At 62.0% G+C, this 14,346-nt stretch carries 16 protein-coding genes and 2 pseudogenes; 15 read left to right on the forward strand and 3 right to left on the reverse strand.

What is annotated here, in order from left to right; translation table 11 throughout:
- From EN879_RS38890 to EN879_RS07070, 7 genes are all read left to right on the forward strand, one after another.
- The coding region (locus EN879_RS38890) for a hypothetical protein (protein WP_164774332.1) at positions 1 to 219 on the forward strand (219 nt) is incomplete at its 5' end.
- A complete protein-coding gene (locus EN879_RS07045) occupies positions 134 to 499 on the forward strand; it encodes a hypothetical protein (protein WP_127273992.1) in 366 nt (121 codons plus the stop codon). The genes EN879_RS38890 and EN879_RS07045, both read left to right, overlap by 86 nt.
- An 18-nt stretch (positions 500 to 517) precedes the next feature.
- The gene (locus tag EN879_RS07050; protein ID WP_063168321.1) at positions 518 to 862 is read left to right on the forward strand and encodes a hypothetical protein; all 345 of its coding nucleotides are present in this window, start codon (positions 518 to 520) and stop codon (positions 860 to 862) included.
- 27 nt (positions 863 to 889) lie between these two features.
- A complete protein-coding gene (locus tag EN879_RS07055; RefSeq protein WP_127224655.1) occupies positions 890 to 2,293 on the forward strand; it encodes a hypothetical protein in 1,404 nt (467 codons plus the stop codon).
- A complete protein-coding gene (locus EN879_RS07060) occupies positions 2,290 to 2,844 on the forward strand; it encodes a hypothetical protein (RefSeq protein ID WP_063168319.1) in 555 nt (184 codons plus the stop codon). The genes EN879_RS07055 and EN879_RS07060 overlap by 4 nt, the downstream gene beginning before the upstream one ends.
- A 20-nt stretch (positions 2,845 to 2,864) precedes the next feature.
- Complete coding sequence (locus EN879_RS07065) at positions 2,865 to 3,191, forward strand: DUF4406 domain-containing protein (RefSeq protein ID WP_199489653.1); 327 nt, start codon at positions 2,865 to 2,867, stop codon at positions 3,189 to 3,191.
- Positions 3,192 to 3,334: 143 nt separating this feature from the next.
- Positions 3,335 to 3,934 carry an RNA ligase family protein gene (locus EN879_RS07070; protein ID WP_063168317.1) on the forward strand — a complete coding sequence of 200 codons (600 nt, stop codon included), beginning with the start codon at positions 3,335 to 3,337 and terminating at the stop codon, positions 3,932 to 3,934.
- On the opposite strand, the gene EN879_RS07075 is transcribed toward EN879_RS07070, so the two are convergent.
- The 3 genes from EN879_RS07075 to EN879_RS07080 all read right to left on the reverse strand — a co-directional run bounded on the left by EN879_RS07075 (position 3,925) and on the right by EN879_RS07080 (position 5,713).
- Complete coding sequence (locus tag EN879_RS07075; RefSeq protein WP_245493802.1) at positions 3,925 to 4,980, reverse strand: hypothetical protein; 1,056 nt, start codon at positions 4,978 to 4,980, stop codon at positions 3,925 to 3,927. The two genes, EN879_RS07070 and EN879_RS07075, sit on opposite strands and share 10 nt — an antisense overlap.
- Positions 4,981 to 4,982: 2 nt before the next feature.
- On the reverse strand, positions 4,983 to 5,405 hold the full coding sequence (locus EN879_RS39775; protein WP_245493803.1) for a pilus assembly protein TadG-related protein: 423 nt from the start codon (positions 5,403 to 5,405) through the stop codon (positions 4,983 to 4,985).
- A gap of 83 nt (positions 5,406 to 5,488) precedes the next feature.
- On the reverse strand, positions 5,489 to 5,713 hold the full coding sequence (locus EN879_RS07080) for a hypothetical protein (protein WP_063168315.1): 225 nt from the start codon (positions 5,711 to 5,713) through the stop codon (positions 5,489 to 5,491).
- A gap of 465 nt (positions 5,714 to 6,178) precedes the next feature.
- Between EN879_RS07080 and mraZ the strand changes: the two genes are divergently transcribed.
- The 8 genes and pseudogenes from mraZ to EN879_RS07120 all read left to right on the forward strand — a co-directional run.
- Positions 6,179 to 6,637: a division/cell wall cluster transcriptional repressor MraZ gene (mraZ, locus tag EN879_RS07085; RefSeq protein ID WP_063168314.1), complete on the forward strand. Its 459-nt coding sequence runs from the start codon at positions 6,179 to 6,181 to the stop codon at positions 6,635 to 6,637.
- Positions 6,634 to 7,668, forward strand: a pseudogene (gene rsmH / locus EN879_RS07090) (16S rRNA (cytosine(1402)-N(4))-methyltransferase RsmH). The gene mraZ and the pseudogene rsmH overlap by 4 nt, the downstream one beginning before the upstream one ends.
- A 4-nt stretch (positions 7,669 to 7,672) precedes the next feature.
- Positions 7,673 to 8,071 carry a hypothetical protein gene (locus EN879_RS07095; RefSeq protein ID WP_013530950.1) on the forward strand — a complete coding sequence of 133 codons (399 nt, stop codon included), beginning with the start codon at positions 7,673 to 7,675 and terminating at the stop codon, positions 8,069 to 8,071.
- Positions 8,068 to 9,777 carry a penicillin-binding protein 2 gene (locus tag EN879_RS07100; protein ID WP_013530951.1) on the forward strand — a complete coding sequence of 570 codons (1,710 nt, stop codon included), beginning with the start codon at positions 8,068 to 8,070 and terminating at the stop codon, positions 9,775 to 9,777. Before EN879_RS07095 ends, EN879_RS07100 begins: the two co-directional genes overlap by 4 nt.
- A 54-nt stretch (positions 9,778 to 9,831) precedes the next feature.
- A complete protein-coding gene (locus EN879_RS07105) occupies positions 9,832 to 11,286 on the forward strand; it encodes a UDP-N-acetylmuramoyl-L-alanyl-D-glutamate--2,6-diaminopimelate ligase (protein WP_063168313.1) in 1,455 nt (484 codons plus the stop codon).
- Entirely contained in the window at positions 11,283 to 12,740 is a 1,458-nt protein-coding gene (locus tag EN879_RS07110; protein WP_063168312.1) for a UDP-N-acetylmuramoylalanyl-D-glutamyl-2,6-diaminopimelate--D-alanyl-D-alanine ligase, read from the forward strand. Before EN879_RS07105 ends, EN879_RS07110 begins: the two co-directional genes overlap by 4 nt.
- 18 nt (positions 12,741 to 12,758) lie before the next feature.
- On the forward strand, positions 12,759 to 13,841 hold the full coding sequence (gene mraY, locus EN879_RS07115; RefSeq protein WP_127273993.1) for a phospho-N-acetylmuramoyl-pentapeptide-transferase: 1,083 nt from the start codon (positions 12,759 to 12,761) through the stop codon (positions 13,839 to 13,841).
- Positions 13,842 to 13,849: 8 nt separating this feature from the next.
- Positions 13,850 to 14,346 (forward strand): annotated as a pseudogene (locus tag EN879_RS07120) (Mur ligase family protein); the annotation flags it as partial.

Genomic DNA, 14,346 nt, shown 5'->3' on the forward strand with positions numbered 1-14,346 from the left:
GAGCGCCGACTGCGGGTTTGGAGTGACGGCAAGGCGGAAGAGCAGCGCAAGATTGCCGATGAAGAGCGCTCGGCGCGCATCGAACTTGAGACACAACTGACGCTCACCGATGCCGAGAAAAAGGAAATGGCCGATGAACTCGCAAAAATTGAAAGCAGTCCTCCTCCTGCTGACTGTCGCGTTGATCAGCAGTTCCTTGACGGGCTGCGCAACAAATAAGTGGCTTCTCGGCCAAGCCTACAGCGACAAGGCCAAGGCGAACGTCGCCAAGGAGGCTGTAGCCGCGGCCGAGAGCGTCGTGCAGGAAGCCAGACGGATGCCTGACTACCCGGCGCTGTGCCGGCGCCAGTGGCGTAGCGGTGTGCTTCTTCAGGATCGCTTCGATACGGCGACAAAGAAAACTGACAACGCGCTCGGTGGGGCAAACGGTCAGATTGCATGGTGCGCTGCCTGGTACGATCGCAACAAACTCGCTCGTGAGCCGAAGAAGAAATCCTGAACGCCATAGGGGGCCATCATGACACTCCACGACGTTTTCGTCTCACTGGGTATTGACCCAGCGGTCCTTGCGGCCGGAACCGCCGGCGGCCTTCTCCGCGCTTTGTCGCGCAAGAAATTCAAGTTCCGGGAGATGGTTGTCTCCCCGATTTGCGGCTGTCTGGCGGCCGCCTATTTGACTGCACCAGCAGTACACATCGTTCGCGTCTGGGACTGGCCGCCATTGCCGGCCGAGCCTGATCAGACGGCAAACTACGCCATCGCGTTCCTGATTGGAGCGATGGCGATGTGGATCTCTGACATCGCAACGGACGCAGTCGTTCGGAGGGTATGGCCGCGACACGATTCCGACGAGGACTACTGAGTCTAGAAACAGAGCAGGAGGATCAGCATGGGCACACCAGCGCTGTCTGACGAAGAACGCTTGCGCCGCAAAACTGCAGTCGAGCAGGCGTTGAGGGACGGGTTTCCACCGATGGGGGTGTCGGGGAAGAAAGGGTGCGTGACAGAGGCAGCAAAAAGCCTCGGCGTCAGTCGCGGCACAGTCAATAGCTGGGTGATCGCCGAGGAAGGTCTCAAGGCAACCAAGCAGAAGAACTTTGCGCCTGATTGGTCGATCTATCAGACCCCCGCAAATCCAGAGCCAGCGAGGGCCGATCGACCGCAGGCGACTGTGGATGACAAGCTGATTGAGCACCGCCTTCGTAACCAAGTGAAGCGCCTAGAGACCGAGAACAAGGATCTCCTTGGGCGCGTATCTGGTGCCGAGGATTTCCGCTCATCGGTTCTTGGTCTGACTGATCCACTCGAGCCGGTCACCTTCCAGCGCCATGGTAAGTCTTCACGATCGCGCGAGACGGCGATCCTGTTCCTTTCAGATCTTCAATGGGGAGAGACCATCAATCTAGGCAATATGGACGGCCTGAATTCATACGACGCCGACATCGCCAGGAGTCGCCTTGAGAGAGTCTTCGTGACTGCGGTCGAACTGATGACCCGGCACTGGCCGGCCGATCAGGATCCGCCGGAGCGGATCATTCTGGTGCTGGGTGGCGATATGATCAGCGGCGAAATCCATGACGAGCTCGCCAAGTCAAATGCGCTGCTTTCCATCCCTGCTCTCAAGGACTGCGCTGCGCACATCGTTTCCGGCATCGAGCACATCCGCCAGCACATCGACTGCCCGATCGACATCATCTCGATCCCGGGCAACCATGGGCGGACGACAAGAAAGCCGGAATCGAAACTCTATGCCGAGCACTCCTATGACACGCTCGTCGCCGACTTGGTCGAATTGCATTTCAAGGAAGGCGGCAAGTATCCGGACTGGTTCCGGATGTTCAAGCCGATCTCTGGTGACGCACTGATCTGGATCTATGGCTACCGGTTCCTGATCACTCATGGCGATCGCATCGGCTCCCGCGGCGGCGCCGGCTTTGTGGGAGCGGCCGCCACCATCGCTCGCGGCTTCAAGAAGCTGGTCATGGACTATGCCGGCCGTGGCATCACGCTCGACTTCATCATGTGCGGCCACTTCCATGTGGCGCTCGAGCTCGAGGAGGGCATCTGCAATGGCTCACTGCCGGGCCCGTCTGAGTATGCCCGCGATTTTCGCTTCAAGCCCCGGCCTTGCTCGCAGACGTTCCTGACTGTGCACCCAAGGCGTGGCGTGACCCAGATACGCAGAATCGTGCCTGGCGTTCCGGAGGAGGGGTCGCTCTATGAGCCCAAGGAGCCGCCTGTCGATGGTGGCAAGCCCCGTTTCAGGATCCCGGCGATCGGTGAACGCGCATGAGCCTCATGATCGGCCTCACCGGCTCCCGCAACGTCGGCAAGAGCACCGTTGCCAACATGCTGGTTGAAAGCTTCGGCTTTCGCCGCATCCATGCGTTCGACGGCGGGAAGGCCGCCACGCTGGCCTACTTCATGCATCTCGGCGCCACGTCGACCGAAGCAAACGAGATGGTCTACGGCAGCCTTAAGGATATGCCATCCGATCTCCTGCCGGGGCGGGTTTCGCCGCGTTACTTTATGGAGAAACTAGGCAAATTCTTCGGGGTGACGCTAGGCCCAGAATGGACCCTTGGCGCGGAGGTTGCGCGGCATCAACGAAGCAACCCTGGCGCCAAACTGATCGCCGAGAGCCTGGTGTACGAAGCGGCGCATTGGAAAGCCGCCGGCGGAGTCATTGTTCGCGTCGAGCGCCCCGGGCATGTCGGCCCAGTCGGCTGCGAGAGCGATGTGTTCCAAGCGGGCATCGTCGAGGATGTAAAACTGCTGAACGACGGCGGACTCGGCAACCTTCGCCTTGCGGTTGTCGACCTTATGCGGAGGCTCGCGTCATGAGGACATATTTGGCGGGGCCTATGCGGGGTATTCCGCTTTTTAATTATCCCGCCTTCCATGCTGCGGCCGCCAAACTTCGCGCCGAAGGTCATGAGGTCTTTTCGCCAGCCGAGCGCGACACCGTTCGAGAGGGCAAAGACATCTCAATCGGTAATGCTGCCGGCTGTGAGATTCTCGCCGCCGCGGAGCACGGTTTCTCGACCCGCATTGCGCTCGCCGACGACTGTGACTGGATATGCCGGCATGCTGAAGCGATCGCTCTTCTGCCCGGCTGGCAGAATTCGCGCGGAGCCAAGGCCGAGTTGGCACTGGCAGAAGCTATTGGGCTCGAGGTGGTGCACCTATAGCGCCACACGCGAAAGCGTATAAAACTAAATCATCCGCAATCGCGTATACGCCCGCTCCGGTTCGCCGGGGCGGGCCCTTTTTGCGTTTATGGAACCGAAACACCTCTGCGCTATTGAATCGCGTTGCATCACGCGGAGTTTGCATGGCCGAGCGGCTGGCGTTCATTCCTCCCATGACCCCGAAGTTGGCCGCCATGCCGCCCTTGGGAGATGGCTGGATCCACGAGGTCAAGCTTGACGGCTACCGCGCCCAGGTCGTCATCAATGGGCCGAACGATATTCAGGTCTTCACCAAGAGCGGTGCTGACTGGTCACCTAACTTCGCAGGCATCGTCGAGGCGGCGCGCGGGCTCGAGGTCGAAAACGCGATTATCGACGGCGAGGCGGTGATCGTGAATGCCGCCGGATTGCCGGATTTCAATGCGATGCAGCGCATGGTCCGCAAAGACCCCTATGCCGCGGTCTTGGGCGCCTTCGACATCATGCACCTGAACGGCCACGACCTGCGCGATATCGGCTGCAAGGCGCGCCGGGAGATGCTGTTCAGCATCATCAAGCCGAACAGCCGCATCCAATTCAGCGAGGCGCTGCCCGGCGACGCCAAGTCCATCTTCTATCTCGTCGAACAGGCTGGCTTAGAGGGAGTGGTGTCGAAGCGTATCGATAGCCGATACCACGGCGGCCCGAGCTCGAACTGGGTGAAGGCGAAATGCTGGAAGCGCCGACCTCGCCCTCAACGATAGAGTTGCACCTCGTTGCGAACGAACTTGTCCAGCGTGCCTTGGCCGCCGGTGGAGATGTCGACCAATTCCATCATGACCGAGGCATCGGATGCAGCCGACTGGACCGGTTCCGTCAGAAAGAAACTGCCGAAGGCTTCGACCGGAACGCCAGTGCTGTGACCGGATAAATCATTTCCTTCGGCCTCAAGCGCGTTGCAGTTGAGAATTGCGCCATAGAGCAAACGACGGTCGATCGAAGTGATTACCGCTTGGCAACTGTTAGGGGGAGATCCAATCTCATTGCCCGTGGACGGATGGCCGACCAATCCAGCCGACTGTTCGTATTTGTAGACCTCGTAGCGCGTCGGCTTGGTGCCGGCCCATCCTGTGGGTTGTGGGATTCCCCCGAAATTGGTGCTCCAATAAGTGTCCAGTGGCCAGTTTCCGTCGCCCATGCGGCCGCCCATGTATGGGGTGGATTGGTCTCTCGGTAGCCCCATATTGCCAGCCATGCCGAACGTTAGCTGGTTCATGGTGGGGCACTGGCCGGCGCCGCCGGAAGTCTTCTTGGCGCCCTTCCTGACATTGGCTGCGGGGCCGTAGTCGGGGTTGTTGAAGCCGCCGCCTGTGGCTCTGATGCCGAACCGGACGTTGAAAGCATCTTGGACAGGACCCGCGTTTTGACCCGTCTTGGTATCGACACCCTTTCGCCCATAGCAACCCTTCGGCTTAGATGTAGCTATGGTCTCGGCGAGAGCCTGAGCGCCGTTTCCAACCCCTTGTGGAGGCTCAAGGAAACCGAAATTGCCGGGGCCGGCCGCAGCGCCGTTGCCGACCTTGCGGACTTCGATCTGCCGGCGGCGCAGGTTCGGATCAGCCGCGGCCTCTTGAAGGGTGTGGTCCGGGTCACCTTCATATGGGTTGCAGATGAAAATCGGGGTGAAATCACAGACGGCTGTCAAGAATCCCGCCACAGCCTGCGGTCTGATGTCGAAGGTGTTGTTGCTGCTTGCTGGAAAGATCGCTTCGAAGGCCCCCGCACCATCCGCCAAGCCGGACGGGTTCACCGTTACCTCGGCGAATACAGCTGATTTGGAGTCGGGTGCCGCCCAGTTAACGCCGTTGGCATCGACGCCGTCAGCGCCCAAAGCGATGTTGTCGCTTGCGGGTATCCGGACAGGTAGGTCACGGTCACGTCCGCAAGCGCAAGCTTGTGGTTACTGCCCAGCTTCGAAAACTTGGTCGTGTTGCTGAGGAGCGTGGCTTTCGCCCGGTTAGCTCGGTCGATTGAATCCGCTCTGCCATCCAGTTCCGCAGCGGTCGCAAGCGCGAGCGCATCGACACCCTTCTGTAGTTCCTGGTGGAGCGAGTTTGCCCGGCTCATGTCGATCGCCAGAAGGGCAAGGCCGATGAGCGCAGGCAGCATGATAGCCACGAGGATCATCGCGACGCCGCGTTGGTCATCCAAGAATTCACGCAGAAAACGAAACATTGCAGCTTCCCCCTTGCCCAGGCCGCAGATATTTCCTCGTTTTATTAGATTATGCTAAATAATTTGCATGAGCAAGATGGCGGTTAATTGGCGCCAAGGACGTCCTTAATGGCGGCTTTTGTCTCCTCGTCTTGGATCTGCGCCCGTACCTGTCTGGCCTCGGAAAACATCCAAATCTCTTTTGCTGCCAGGTAGGCGGTCGAAATGATGACGCAAATGGCGGCCGCATTGATCAGCTTGTGGTTCATGGTATTTCCTCCCCAGATGGGGTGAATCTTGCGCGTTTTGGTCGCCGCTTGCAAATCCATGTTTCACCTCTCATCGGCGTGTGCATTTCAAGGTCAAGCCGCGCAAGCTCGCGAATGATCCTGCCGAATTGGAGGTCTCGAATGAGCCCTTCGTTTCCAACATCCATGCAATTCATGCGGTAACGGCTCTCAACAAAATCAACCCTTTAACGATAACGCTTCGTTAGGCTTAATAGACCATAAAGACGAGACGTGTCGTCACGGCTGCTCTCTTTGGTCGGGGCGCGCGTGTTTGTGAAGCCTATTCCCGTTGACGCCCATAGTGCCCCATGATATCCCATCCAGACATCAAAGCCTTCGTTCCGTGTCAGGGTAAAGCGTACGCCAATCGGGCAGCCGCGGCGGCTGCGCGTTTGCTGGTTTTTGCCTGTGCGGACGAGGCTGATACGGGGCAGGGAACGCGCTGCGGCGGCGCGTGCGACAAGATGCAGAGGGGTGCGGCGGCGCAAGCGGCTGTAGCGTTTAATGGACCGGTTTCTGTCAAACACGGTGAGCAGGATCGATGCGAAGGGGCGGGTGTCCGTTCCCGGGCATTTCCGTGCCGTCGTGCAGAAGCGCGGCTATTCGGAACTCTATGCGCTGCGCTGCCTGGACCTGCCGGCGATGGATGTCGGCGGGCTCGACCTGCTCGACCGCTACGAGCAGCGCATAGCGCTCGAGGATCCCTTCCTGCAGACGGCGGACGATATGTCGTTCTTCTGCCATGGCGACGGAACCTTCTTGAAACTCGACCAGGACGGCCGCATCACGATGAGCGATTTCCTTCGCGAACACACCGGCATCTCGGCGGAAGTGGCCTTTGTCGGGCGCGGCAATTTCTTTCAGATCTGGGAGCCGGGACGGCTTGCCGCCTATGGGGCGCAGGCGCGGGCACGGCTTTTGCAGCTTCGGCAGGGGACGAAGCCTGGGGAGCGACCGGAATGACGGCAGGCCACGGCGATGACCTTCCTCGCGCCGTAGATGGGCACGCCGTTGGCGGATCGGCCCGCCACATTCCGGTCCTCCTTGCCGAAGTGCTCGAAGCACTGGCGCCGGCGCAGGGCGACCTCATCATTGATGGCACGTTCGGCGCCGGCGGCTACACCAGGGCCATTCTGGCGACAGGCGCCTCCGTGGTGGCGATCGACCGCGATCCGGATGCCATTGCGGCCGGGCGCGATCTTGAAGTGCAGTCGGGTGGTCGGCTGCGGCTGGTGCAGGCGCCGTTCTCGACGCTGGACGAACATGTCGAGAGCGCCGACGGGATCGTGCTCGACATCGGCGTGTCCTCGATGCAGCTCGACCAGGCGGAGCGCGGGTTTTCGTTCCGCGCCGACGGGCCGCTCGACATGCGCATGGCGCAATAGGGCCTCAGCGCCGCCGACGTCGTCAATTCCTTCAAGCCGGGCGATCTTGCCCGCATCTTCGGCTTCCTCGGCGAGGAGCGCCATGCCGGACGCATTGCCCGCATGATCGAGGCGCGCCGCGAAAAGCGCCCGTTCGAGCGCACGTTGGAACTCGCCGACGCCATCGAGACGCATATCGGCCGGGCGCCGAAGGACAAGATCCATCCGGCGACGCGCGTCTTCCAGGCGCTGCGCATTTTTGTCAATGACGAGCTTGGCGAACTGGCCAAGGCCCTGTTTGCGGCCGAACGCGCTCTGAAGCCGGGCGGACGGCTCGCCGTGGTCACCTTCCATTCTCTGGAAGACCGCATCGTCAAGCGTTTCATCGCAGACCGGGCCGATGTCGCGACCGGCTCGCGTCACCTGCCCGAGGCGCATGCGCGCACCGCGACGTTCCGCAAGGCGGGCGGCGGCGTGACGGCCGGCGACGCCGAGGTGGCGGCCAATCCGCGCGCCCGTTCGGCCAGGCTGCGCGCGGCGGTCCGCACCCAGGCGCCGGCGCGCGGCAGCGACTTTTCGATTTTCGGCCTTCCAAAGCTTCCCGGTATCGACCGGCCGGGGGAGAGGTAGCTAAGTGTTTCGTACCAGCGACATTGTCCTGATCGCCGTCATGGTTGCGGTCGCGGCCCTTACCTACAAGGCCAAGCGCGAGGCCGAGGAACAATTGGCCGCCGTGCAGAAGATCCATGCGCAGATACGCTATGAGGAGGACACGATCGACCTGCTCAAGGCCGACTGGAGCCTGCTTACCCAGCCGTCGCGGCTGCAGAAGCTCGCCGAACTCTACAAGTCGCAGCTCGAACTCGAGCCGGTCAGCGCCCGCCAGATCGGCGGTGTCGGCGACCTGCCGGCCAAATCCCTTGACATCCAGGACATCTTGTCGGGACGCCAGGGCGGCATGGCTGATAGTTCGGGCGGCAAGGCGCCGTCGGACGGCAGGGATCCCGTGGTGACCGGAGGCATCGCCCAATGATCGGTAAACTGCTGAAACGTCGCGCCAGGACGAGTGAAGATGGATCGATCGTGGTCGAGGGCGCCCGCAAGGCGACCGGCGGCAAGGGCAGGACGCGCATCGTCATGACGATGGCGGTGTTCTTCGGCATCTTCTCGACCATATCAGGGCGGCTGGTCTATCTCGGCTTCCAGACCCCCGATATGTCGGGCGGTCCGCAGAGCCGGGTGACGGCATCGCGGCCCGACATCGTCGACCGCAACGGCGAAGTGTTGGCCACGGACATCAAGACGGCGTCGCTGTTTGCAGAACCACGCCGGATTGTCGACGCCGACGAGGCGATCGAGAAGCTGTCGACGGTGCTTCCGGACATCGACTATGAGCAGACCTACCATAAGCTGAAGAGCGGCGCCGGTTTCGTCTGGCTGCAGCGGCAGCTGACGCCCAAGCAACAGTCCGACATCATGCAGCTCGGCATTCCCGGTTTCGGCTTCCGCACCGAAAAGCGCCGCTTCTATCCGAGCGGCGAAACCTCGTCCTACATTGTTGGGCTCACCAACATCGACAACCAGGGCATCTCCGGCATGGAGAAATATGTCGACGAGCAGGGGCTGAGCGACCTGCAGGCGTCGGGCCTTGCCATTGCCAAGGATCTCAAGCCGGTAAAGCTTTCGATCGATCTGCGCGTGCAGCATGTGGTGCGCGACGAGATCGCCGCCGGCCTGGAGCGCTATCGTGCCATGGGCACCGGCGCCGTTGTGCTCAACGTCAAGACCGGCGAAGTGGTGGCCATGGCCTCGGTGCCGGATTTTGATCCGAACAATCCCTACAACGCACAAGACAAGGACCGGCTGAATCGCATGTCGGCGGGCCTCTACGAGATGGGTTCGACCTTCAAGAGCTTCACCTCAGCCATGGCGCTCGATTCCGGCAAAGCGACGATGGCGAGCCGCTTCGATGCTTCGCATCCAATCCGGGTCGGCCATCAGGCCATTCACGATTTCCACGGCAAGAACCGTGTGCTGTCGTTGCCGGAGGTGTTCCTCTACTCGTCCAACATCGGGTCGGCCAGGGAAGCCGAGATGGTCGGCATCGAGGGGCATCGCGAATTCCTGCATCGCCTTGGCATTCTGGACAGGATGCAGACCGAATTGCCGGAGACTGCCCGTCCGACTGAACCGAAGGTCTGGAAACAGGTCAATTCATTCACCATCGCCTTCGGCCATGGCGTGTCGACGACGCCGCTGCAAGCGGCTGTGGGCTGCGCGGCGTTGATGAATGGCGGTTTCCTGATGAACCCCACCTTTCTGGTGCGGACGCAGGCGGAAGCGATGGCCACCGCCAAGAGAGTGGTGAGCGAAAAGACCGTCGAAGGCATGCGCTACCTCTATTCGCTCAATGCCGAAAAGGGCTCTGCCAGAAACGCCAGAGTCCCCGGCTACCGCGTTGGCGGCAAGACCGGAACCGCCGAGAAGGTCATCAATGGCCGCTACTCGAAGGACTTGAATTTCAACACCTTCGTCGCCGCCTTCCCGATGGACGATCCGCAGTATCTGGTGTTTACCATTGCCGATGCCCCGCACCCGGAAAAGCCCGGCATGACGGATGTCGCGGCCGCGAATGCTGGGGTTATGGCCGGCAATATCATCAGGCGTTCAGCTGCCATGCTTGGCGTGAAGCCAGATTTCAGCCATGAAAATGGTGCAACGCTGGTTTCCTATCAGTGATTCTTAGGGCGCGCCGGCAACAGCGCGCTATTTTGTTACGGTGAACGGGACTCGATGAAGCTCAGAGATCTAGCCGGTATCCTGCCCGTCGAGGGAATAGCTTCCGTCGATCTGGAGGTTACAGGGATTTCTTCGGATTCCCGCGAGGTAAAAGCGGGCGTTGTCTTTTTTGCGCTCGCCGGAACCAAGGCCGACGGTGCCGTTTATGCCGCAGATGCCGCCGCGCGCGGTGCGGCCGCGATCGTGGCGGGCAAGGGCAGCACCATTGCCGGGCTCCCGGTTCCGGTGCTGGCGGTCGACGATCCGCGCCTGGCGCTGGCGCAGAGTGCGGCACGCTATTTCGGCAAGCAGCCTGAGATCATGGTCGCGGTGACCGGCACCAGCGGCAAGACCTCGGTCGCAGCCTTCACCAGGCAGATCTGGGAGCAAGCCGGTTATGCCGCCGCTTCGATCGGCACCACCGGCGTGGTGGCGCCTGGGCGCAACGACTATGGTTCGCTGACGACACCCGATCCGGTCGCCCTGCATCAATTGCTGCGGGAATTGGCCGATGCCGGCGTCACCCACGCCTCGATGGAAGCCTCCAGCCATGGGCTCGACCAGCGCCGCCTCGACGGCGTGAAGCTGGCCGCCGGCGGCTTCACCAATCTCGGCCGCGACCATATGGATTATCATCCGACCATCGAGGATTATCACCGCGCCAAACTGCGCCTGTTCGACACGTTGCTGCCGAAGGGCGCGCCGGCCGTGATCTTCGCCGACGATCCATGGTCGGCGCCGACGACCGTGGCCGCAAAGGCTGCCGGGCTCAATGTGCTGACGGTCGGCCGCCATGGCGACTTCCTCAGGCTGAAGCGGGTCGAGCACGAACGCCACCGCCAGCGGGCCGAAGTCGAGGCCGACGGCGTGCTCTACGAGATCGACCTGCCGCTGGCCGGTGATTTCCAGATTTCGAACGCGCTGGTTTCGGCGGGTCTTGCCATTTCCACGGGAACACCTGTCGCCAAGGCCCTGATAGCGTTGGAGAAACTGAAGGGCGCGCCGGGCCGGCTCGACCTCGTCGGCACCACCGGCAATGGCGCGCCGGTCTATGTCGACTATGCCCACAAGCCGGACGCGCTGGAAAACGTGCTGGCTTCGGTACGGCCGTTCACCACCGGTCGTGTCATCGTCGTGTTCGGCTGCGGCGGCGACCGCGACCGGGGAAAAAGGCCGATCATGGGCGAAATCGCGACGCGGCTTGCCGATGTCGTCATCGTCACCGACGACAATCCGCGCTCCGAAGTGCCGGAAACGATCCGTGCCGCTATTTTGGCCGCTGCTCCAGGTGCCATCGAGATCGGCGACCGGCGCCAGGCGATCCACGAAGCGGTCGCCATGCTGCATGCCGGCGACACGCTGATCGTGGCCGGTAAGGGCCACGAGGAAGGCCAGACGATCGGCTCCGAGACCTTGCATTTCTCCGATCATGAGGAAGTCCGCGCGGCACTCACGGAGCGCGCAGCATGAGCTTGCTGTGGACCTCCGAAGCGCTGGTTGCCGCCATGGACGGGCGGCCGCTCGGGCCGATGCCGGAGGGGATTTCAGGCATTTCGATCGACAGCCGCAGCCTGCAGCCGGGCGACGCCTTCTTCGCCATCAAGGGCGAGGCGATGGACGGCCATGACTTCGCAACCGCCGCCATCAAGGCTGGCGCTGGCGTGCTGGTGGTGGCCGAAGGCAAGCTGCCGTCGCTCGGCCGGTTGACAGCGCCGATCATCGTCGTCGAGGACGTGCTGGTCGCGCTGGAAAAGCTTGGAGTTGCATCGCGCGCCCGCTCGAGCGCGAAAATCATCGCTGTGACCGGTTCGGCCGGCAAGACCACCACCAAGGAAGCGCTGCGCCATGTGCTGCAAGCCGTAGGCAAGGTGCATGCCTCGGCGCAGTCCTTCAACAATCACTGGGGCGTGCCGCTGACCTTGGCGCGGATGCCTGATGATTGCGACTATGCCGTGTTCGAGATCGGCATGAACCATCCCGACGAGATCCGTCCGCTGGTCAAGATGGTGAGGCCGCATGTCGCCATCGTCACCATGATCGCGGCGGCGCATCTCGGCTTTTTCCGTAATCTGGACGAGATCGCCAAGGCCAAGGCCGAGATTTTCGAGGGGTTGGAGCCCGAGGGGGCCGCCGTCCTCAACCGCGACGATGCCCGATTCAAGCTGCTCGACAAGATGGCCCATGCCGCCGGTGTCGAGCACGTCTACGGCTTCGGCGAGAATGCGCGCTCTACCTTCAAGCTCACCAAATGCGAACTGCATGCCGATCATTCCGACATCACCGCCAGGATCGGCGGCCACGAAGTGACGGCGCGGATCGGCGCGCCCGGTCGCCATATGGTGCAGAACGTGCTGGCGGTGCTGGGTGCGGCGCATCTGGTCGGCGCCGATCTCGACAAGGTTGCTTCAGCACTGGCCGATCTCTCCGCCGAGCGCGGGCGCGGCAAGCGCCATGTGCTGCGCCATCCCGGTGGTTCGACTTCGAGCCACCCCGGTGGACTGATCACGCTGATCGACGAAAGCTACAACGCCAATCCGGCATCGATGGCTGCTGCGATGGCGTTGCTCAACGCGACGCCGGTGACGGGCGAGGGCCGCCGCATCGCCGTGCTCGGCGACATGCTCGAACTCGGCGACCATTCGACCAAGCTGCATGCGGCCCTTGCCGATCTCATCGTCGGCACGGGCACGCAGACCGTTTTTCTTGGCGGCCCGGAAATGCGGGCGCTGGCCGAAGCGCTGCCGGCTGACATCAAGACGGAATACCGCGCCGGTGTCGAGGAGCTGAAGCCGGTGCTGCTTGCCGCGCTCAAGCCGGGTGACGTGGTGATGATCAAATCGTCGAAGGGCATCGGTTTTGCAAAACTGGTCGATGCGCTGCTGGGCAAATTCCCGGCTGAATCGACAACCAGAAAACAGACCTAGGTCGGGGGACGAAAGCGCATGTTCACACTGCTCGTCGATTTTGCGGACAAGGTCTCGGTCTTCAATGTCTTCCGCTACATCACCTTCCGCACCGGTGGGGCGCTGATCACGTCGGCGCTGATCGTCTTCATCTTTGGACCGACCATCATCAATTCGCTGCGGCTGCGGCAAGGCAAGGGCCAGCCGATCCGCGCCGACGGGCCGCAGACACATTTCAAGAAGGCCGGCACGCCGACCATGGGCGGGCTGATGATCCTGTCGGGCATCATCGGCTCGTCGCTTTTGTGGGCGAACCTGTCGAGCATCTATGTCTGGGTGGTGCTGCTGGTGACGCTGGGCTTCGGCTCGATCGGCTTTTACGACGACTATCTGAAGGTCACCAAGCAGTCGCATCTCGGCTTTTCCGGCAAGGCACGGCTGGCGCTGGAATTCGTCATCGCCGGCATCGCCGCTTGGGTGATCATGCACAATGGCCAGGCGCCGTTCTCGTCGTCGCTGACTTTTCCCTTCGCCAAGGAATTCATCGTCAATCTCGGCTGGTTCTTCATTCCGTTCTCCTGCTTCGTCATCGTCGGCGCCGGCAATGCGGTGAACCTGACCGACGGCCTTGACGGCCTGGCGATCGTGCCGATCATGATCGCGGCTGCCTCCTTCGGCGTCATCGCCTATCTCTCCGGCAACGCCGTGTTCGCCGAATATCTGCAGATCCATTTCGTGCCCGGCACCGGTGAACTCGCGGTCGTGCTCGGTGCGGTCATCGGCGCTGGCCTCGGCTTCCTCTGGTTCAACGCGCCGCCGGCGGCTATCTTCATGGGCGACACCGGCTCGCTGGCCATGGGCGGCCTGATCGGCACGGTCGCCGTCGCCGCCAAGCACGAGATCGTGCTGGTCATCGTGGGCGGATTGTTCGTCGTCGAAATCCTGTCGGTCATCATTCAGGTCAGCTATTTCAAGATGACCGGCAAGCGGGTGTTCCTGATGGCGCCGATCCACCATCATTTCGAAAAGCTCGGCTGGACCGAAAGCCAGGTGGTGATCCGCTTCTGGATCATCGCCGTCATCCTGGCGCTGGTCGGCCTGTCGACCCTCAAGCTGAGATAGGAAGCCCTTTGATCCCCGCCGCATCCTTTTCAGGCAAGCGCGTTTCGCTCTTCGGGCTTGGTGGCTCGGGGATCGCGACGGCGCGCGCGCTGATCGAGGGCGGCGCGGACGTGCTGGCCTGGGACGACAATCCCGACAGTGTGGCCAAGGCCGCCATTGCCGGTATCGCGACCGCTGATTTGCGCGGCGCCGACTGGGCGAAATTCTCGGCCTTCGTGCTGTCGCCTGGTGTGCCGCTGACGCATCCCAAGCCGCATTGGACGGTGGAACTGGCGCGCGGCTCAGGCGTCGAGATCATCGGCGACATCGAGCTTTTCTGCCGCGAGCGGGTGCTGAGCGCGCCGACAGCGCCTTTCATCGCCATCACCGGCACCAACGGCAAGTCGACGACGACCGCGCTGACCGCGCACATCCTGAAAGCCGCGGGACGGGATGCCCAGATGGGCGGCAATATCGGCCGCGCGGTGATGACGCTCGATCCGCCCGAGCCCGATCGGCACTATGT

This window comes from Mesorhizobium sp. M7A.F.Ca.AU.002.02.1.1 (assembly GCF_003998535.1).
GTDB lineage: Bacteria > Pseudomonadota > Alphaproteobacteria > Rhizobiales > Rhizobiaceae > Mesorhizobium > Mesorhizobium ciceri.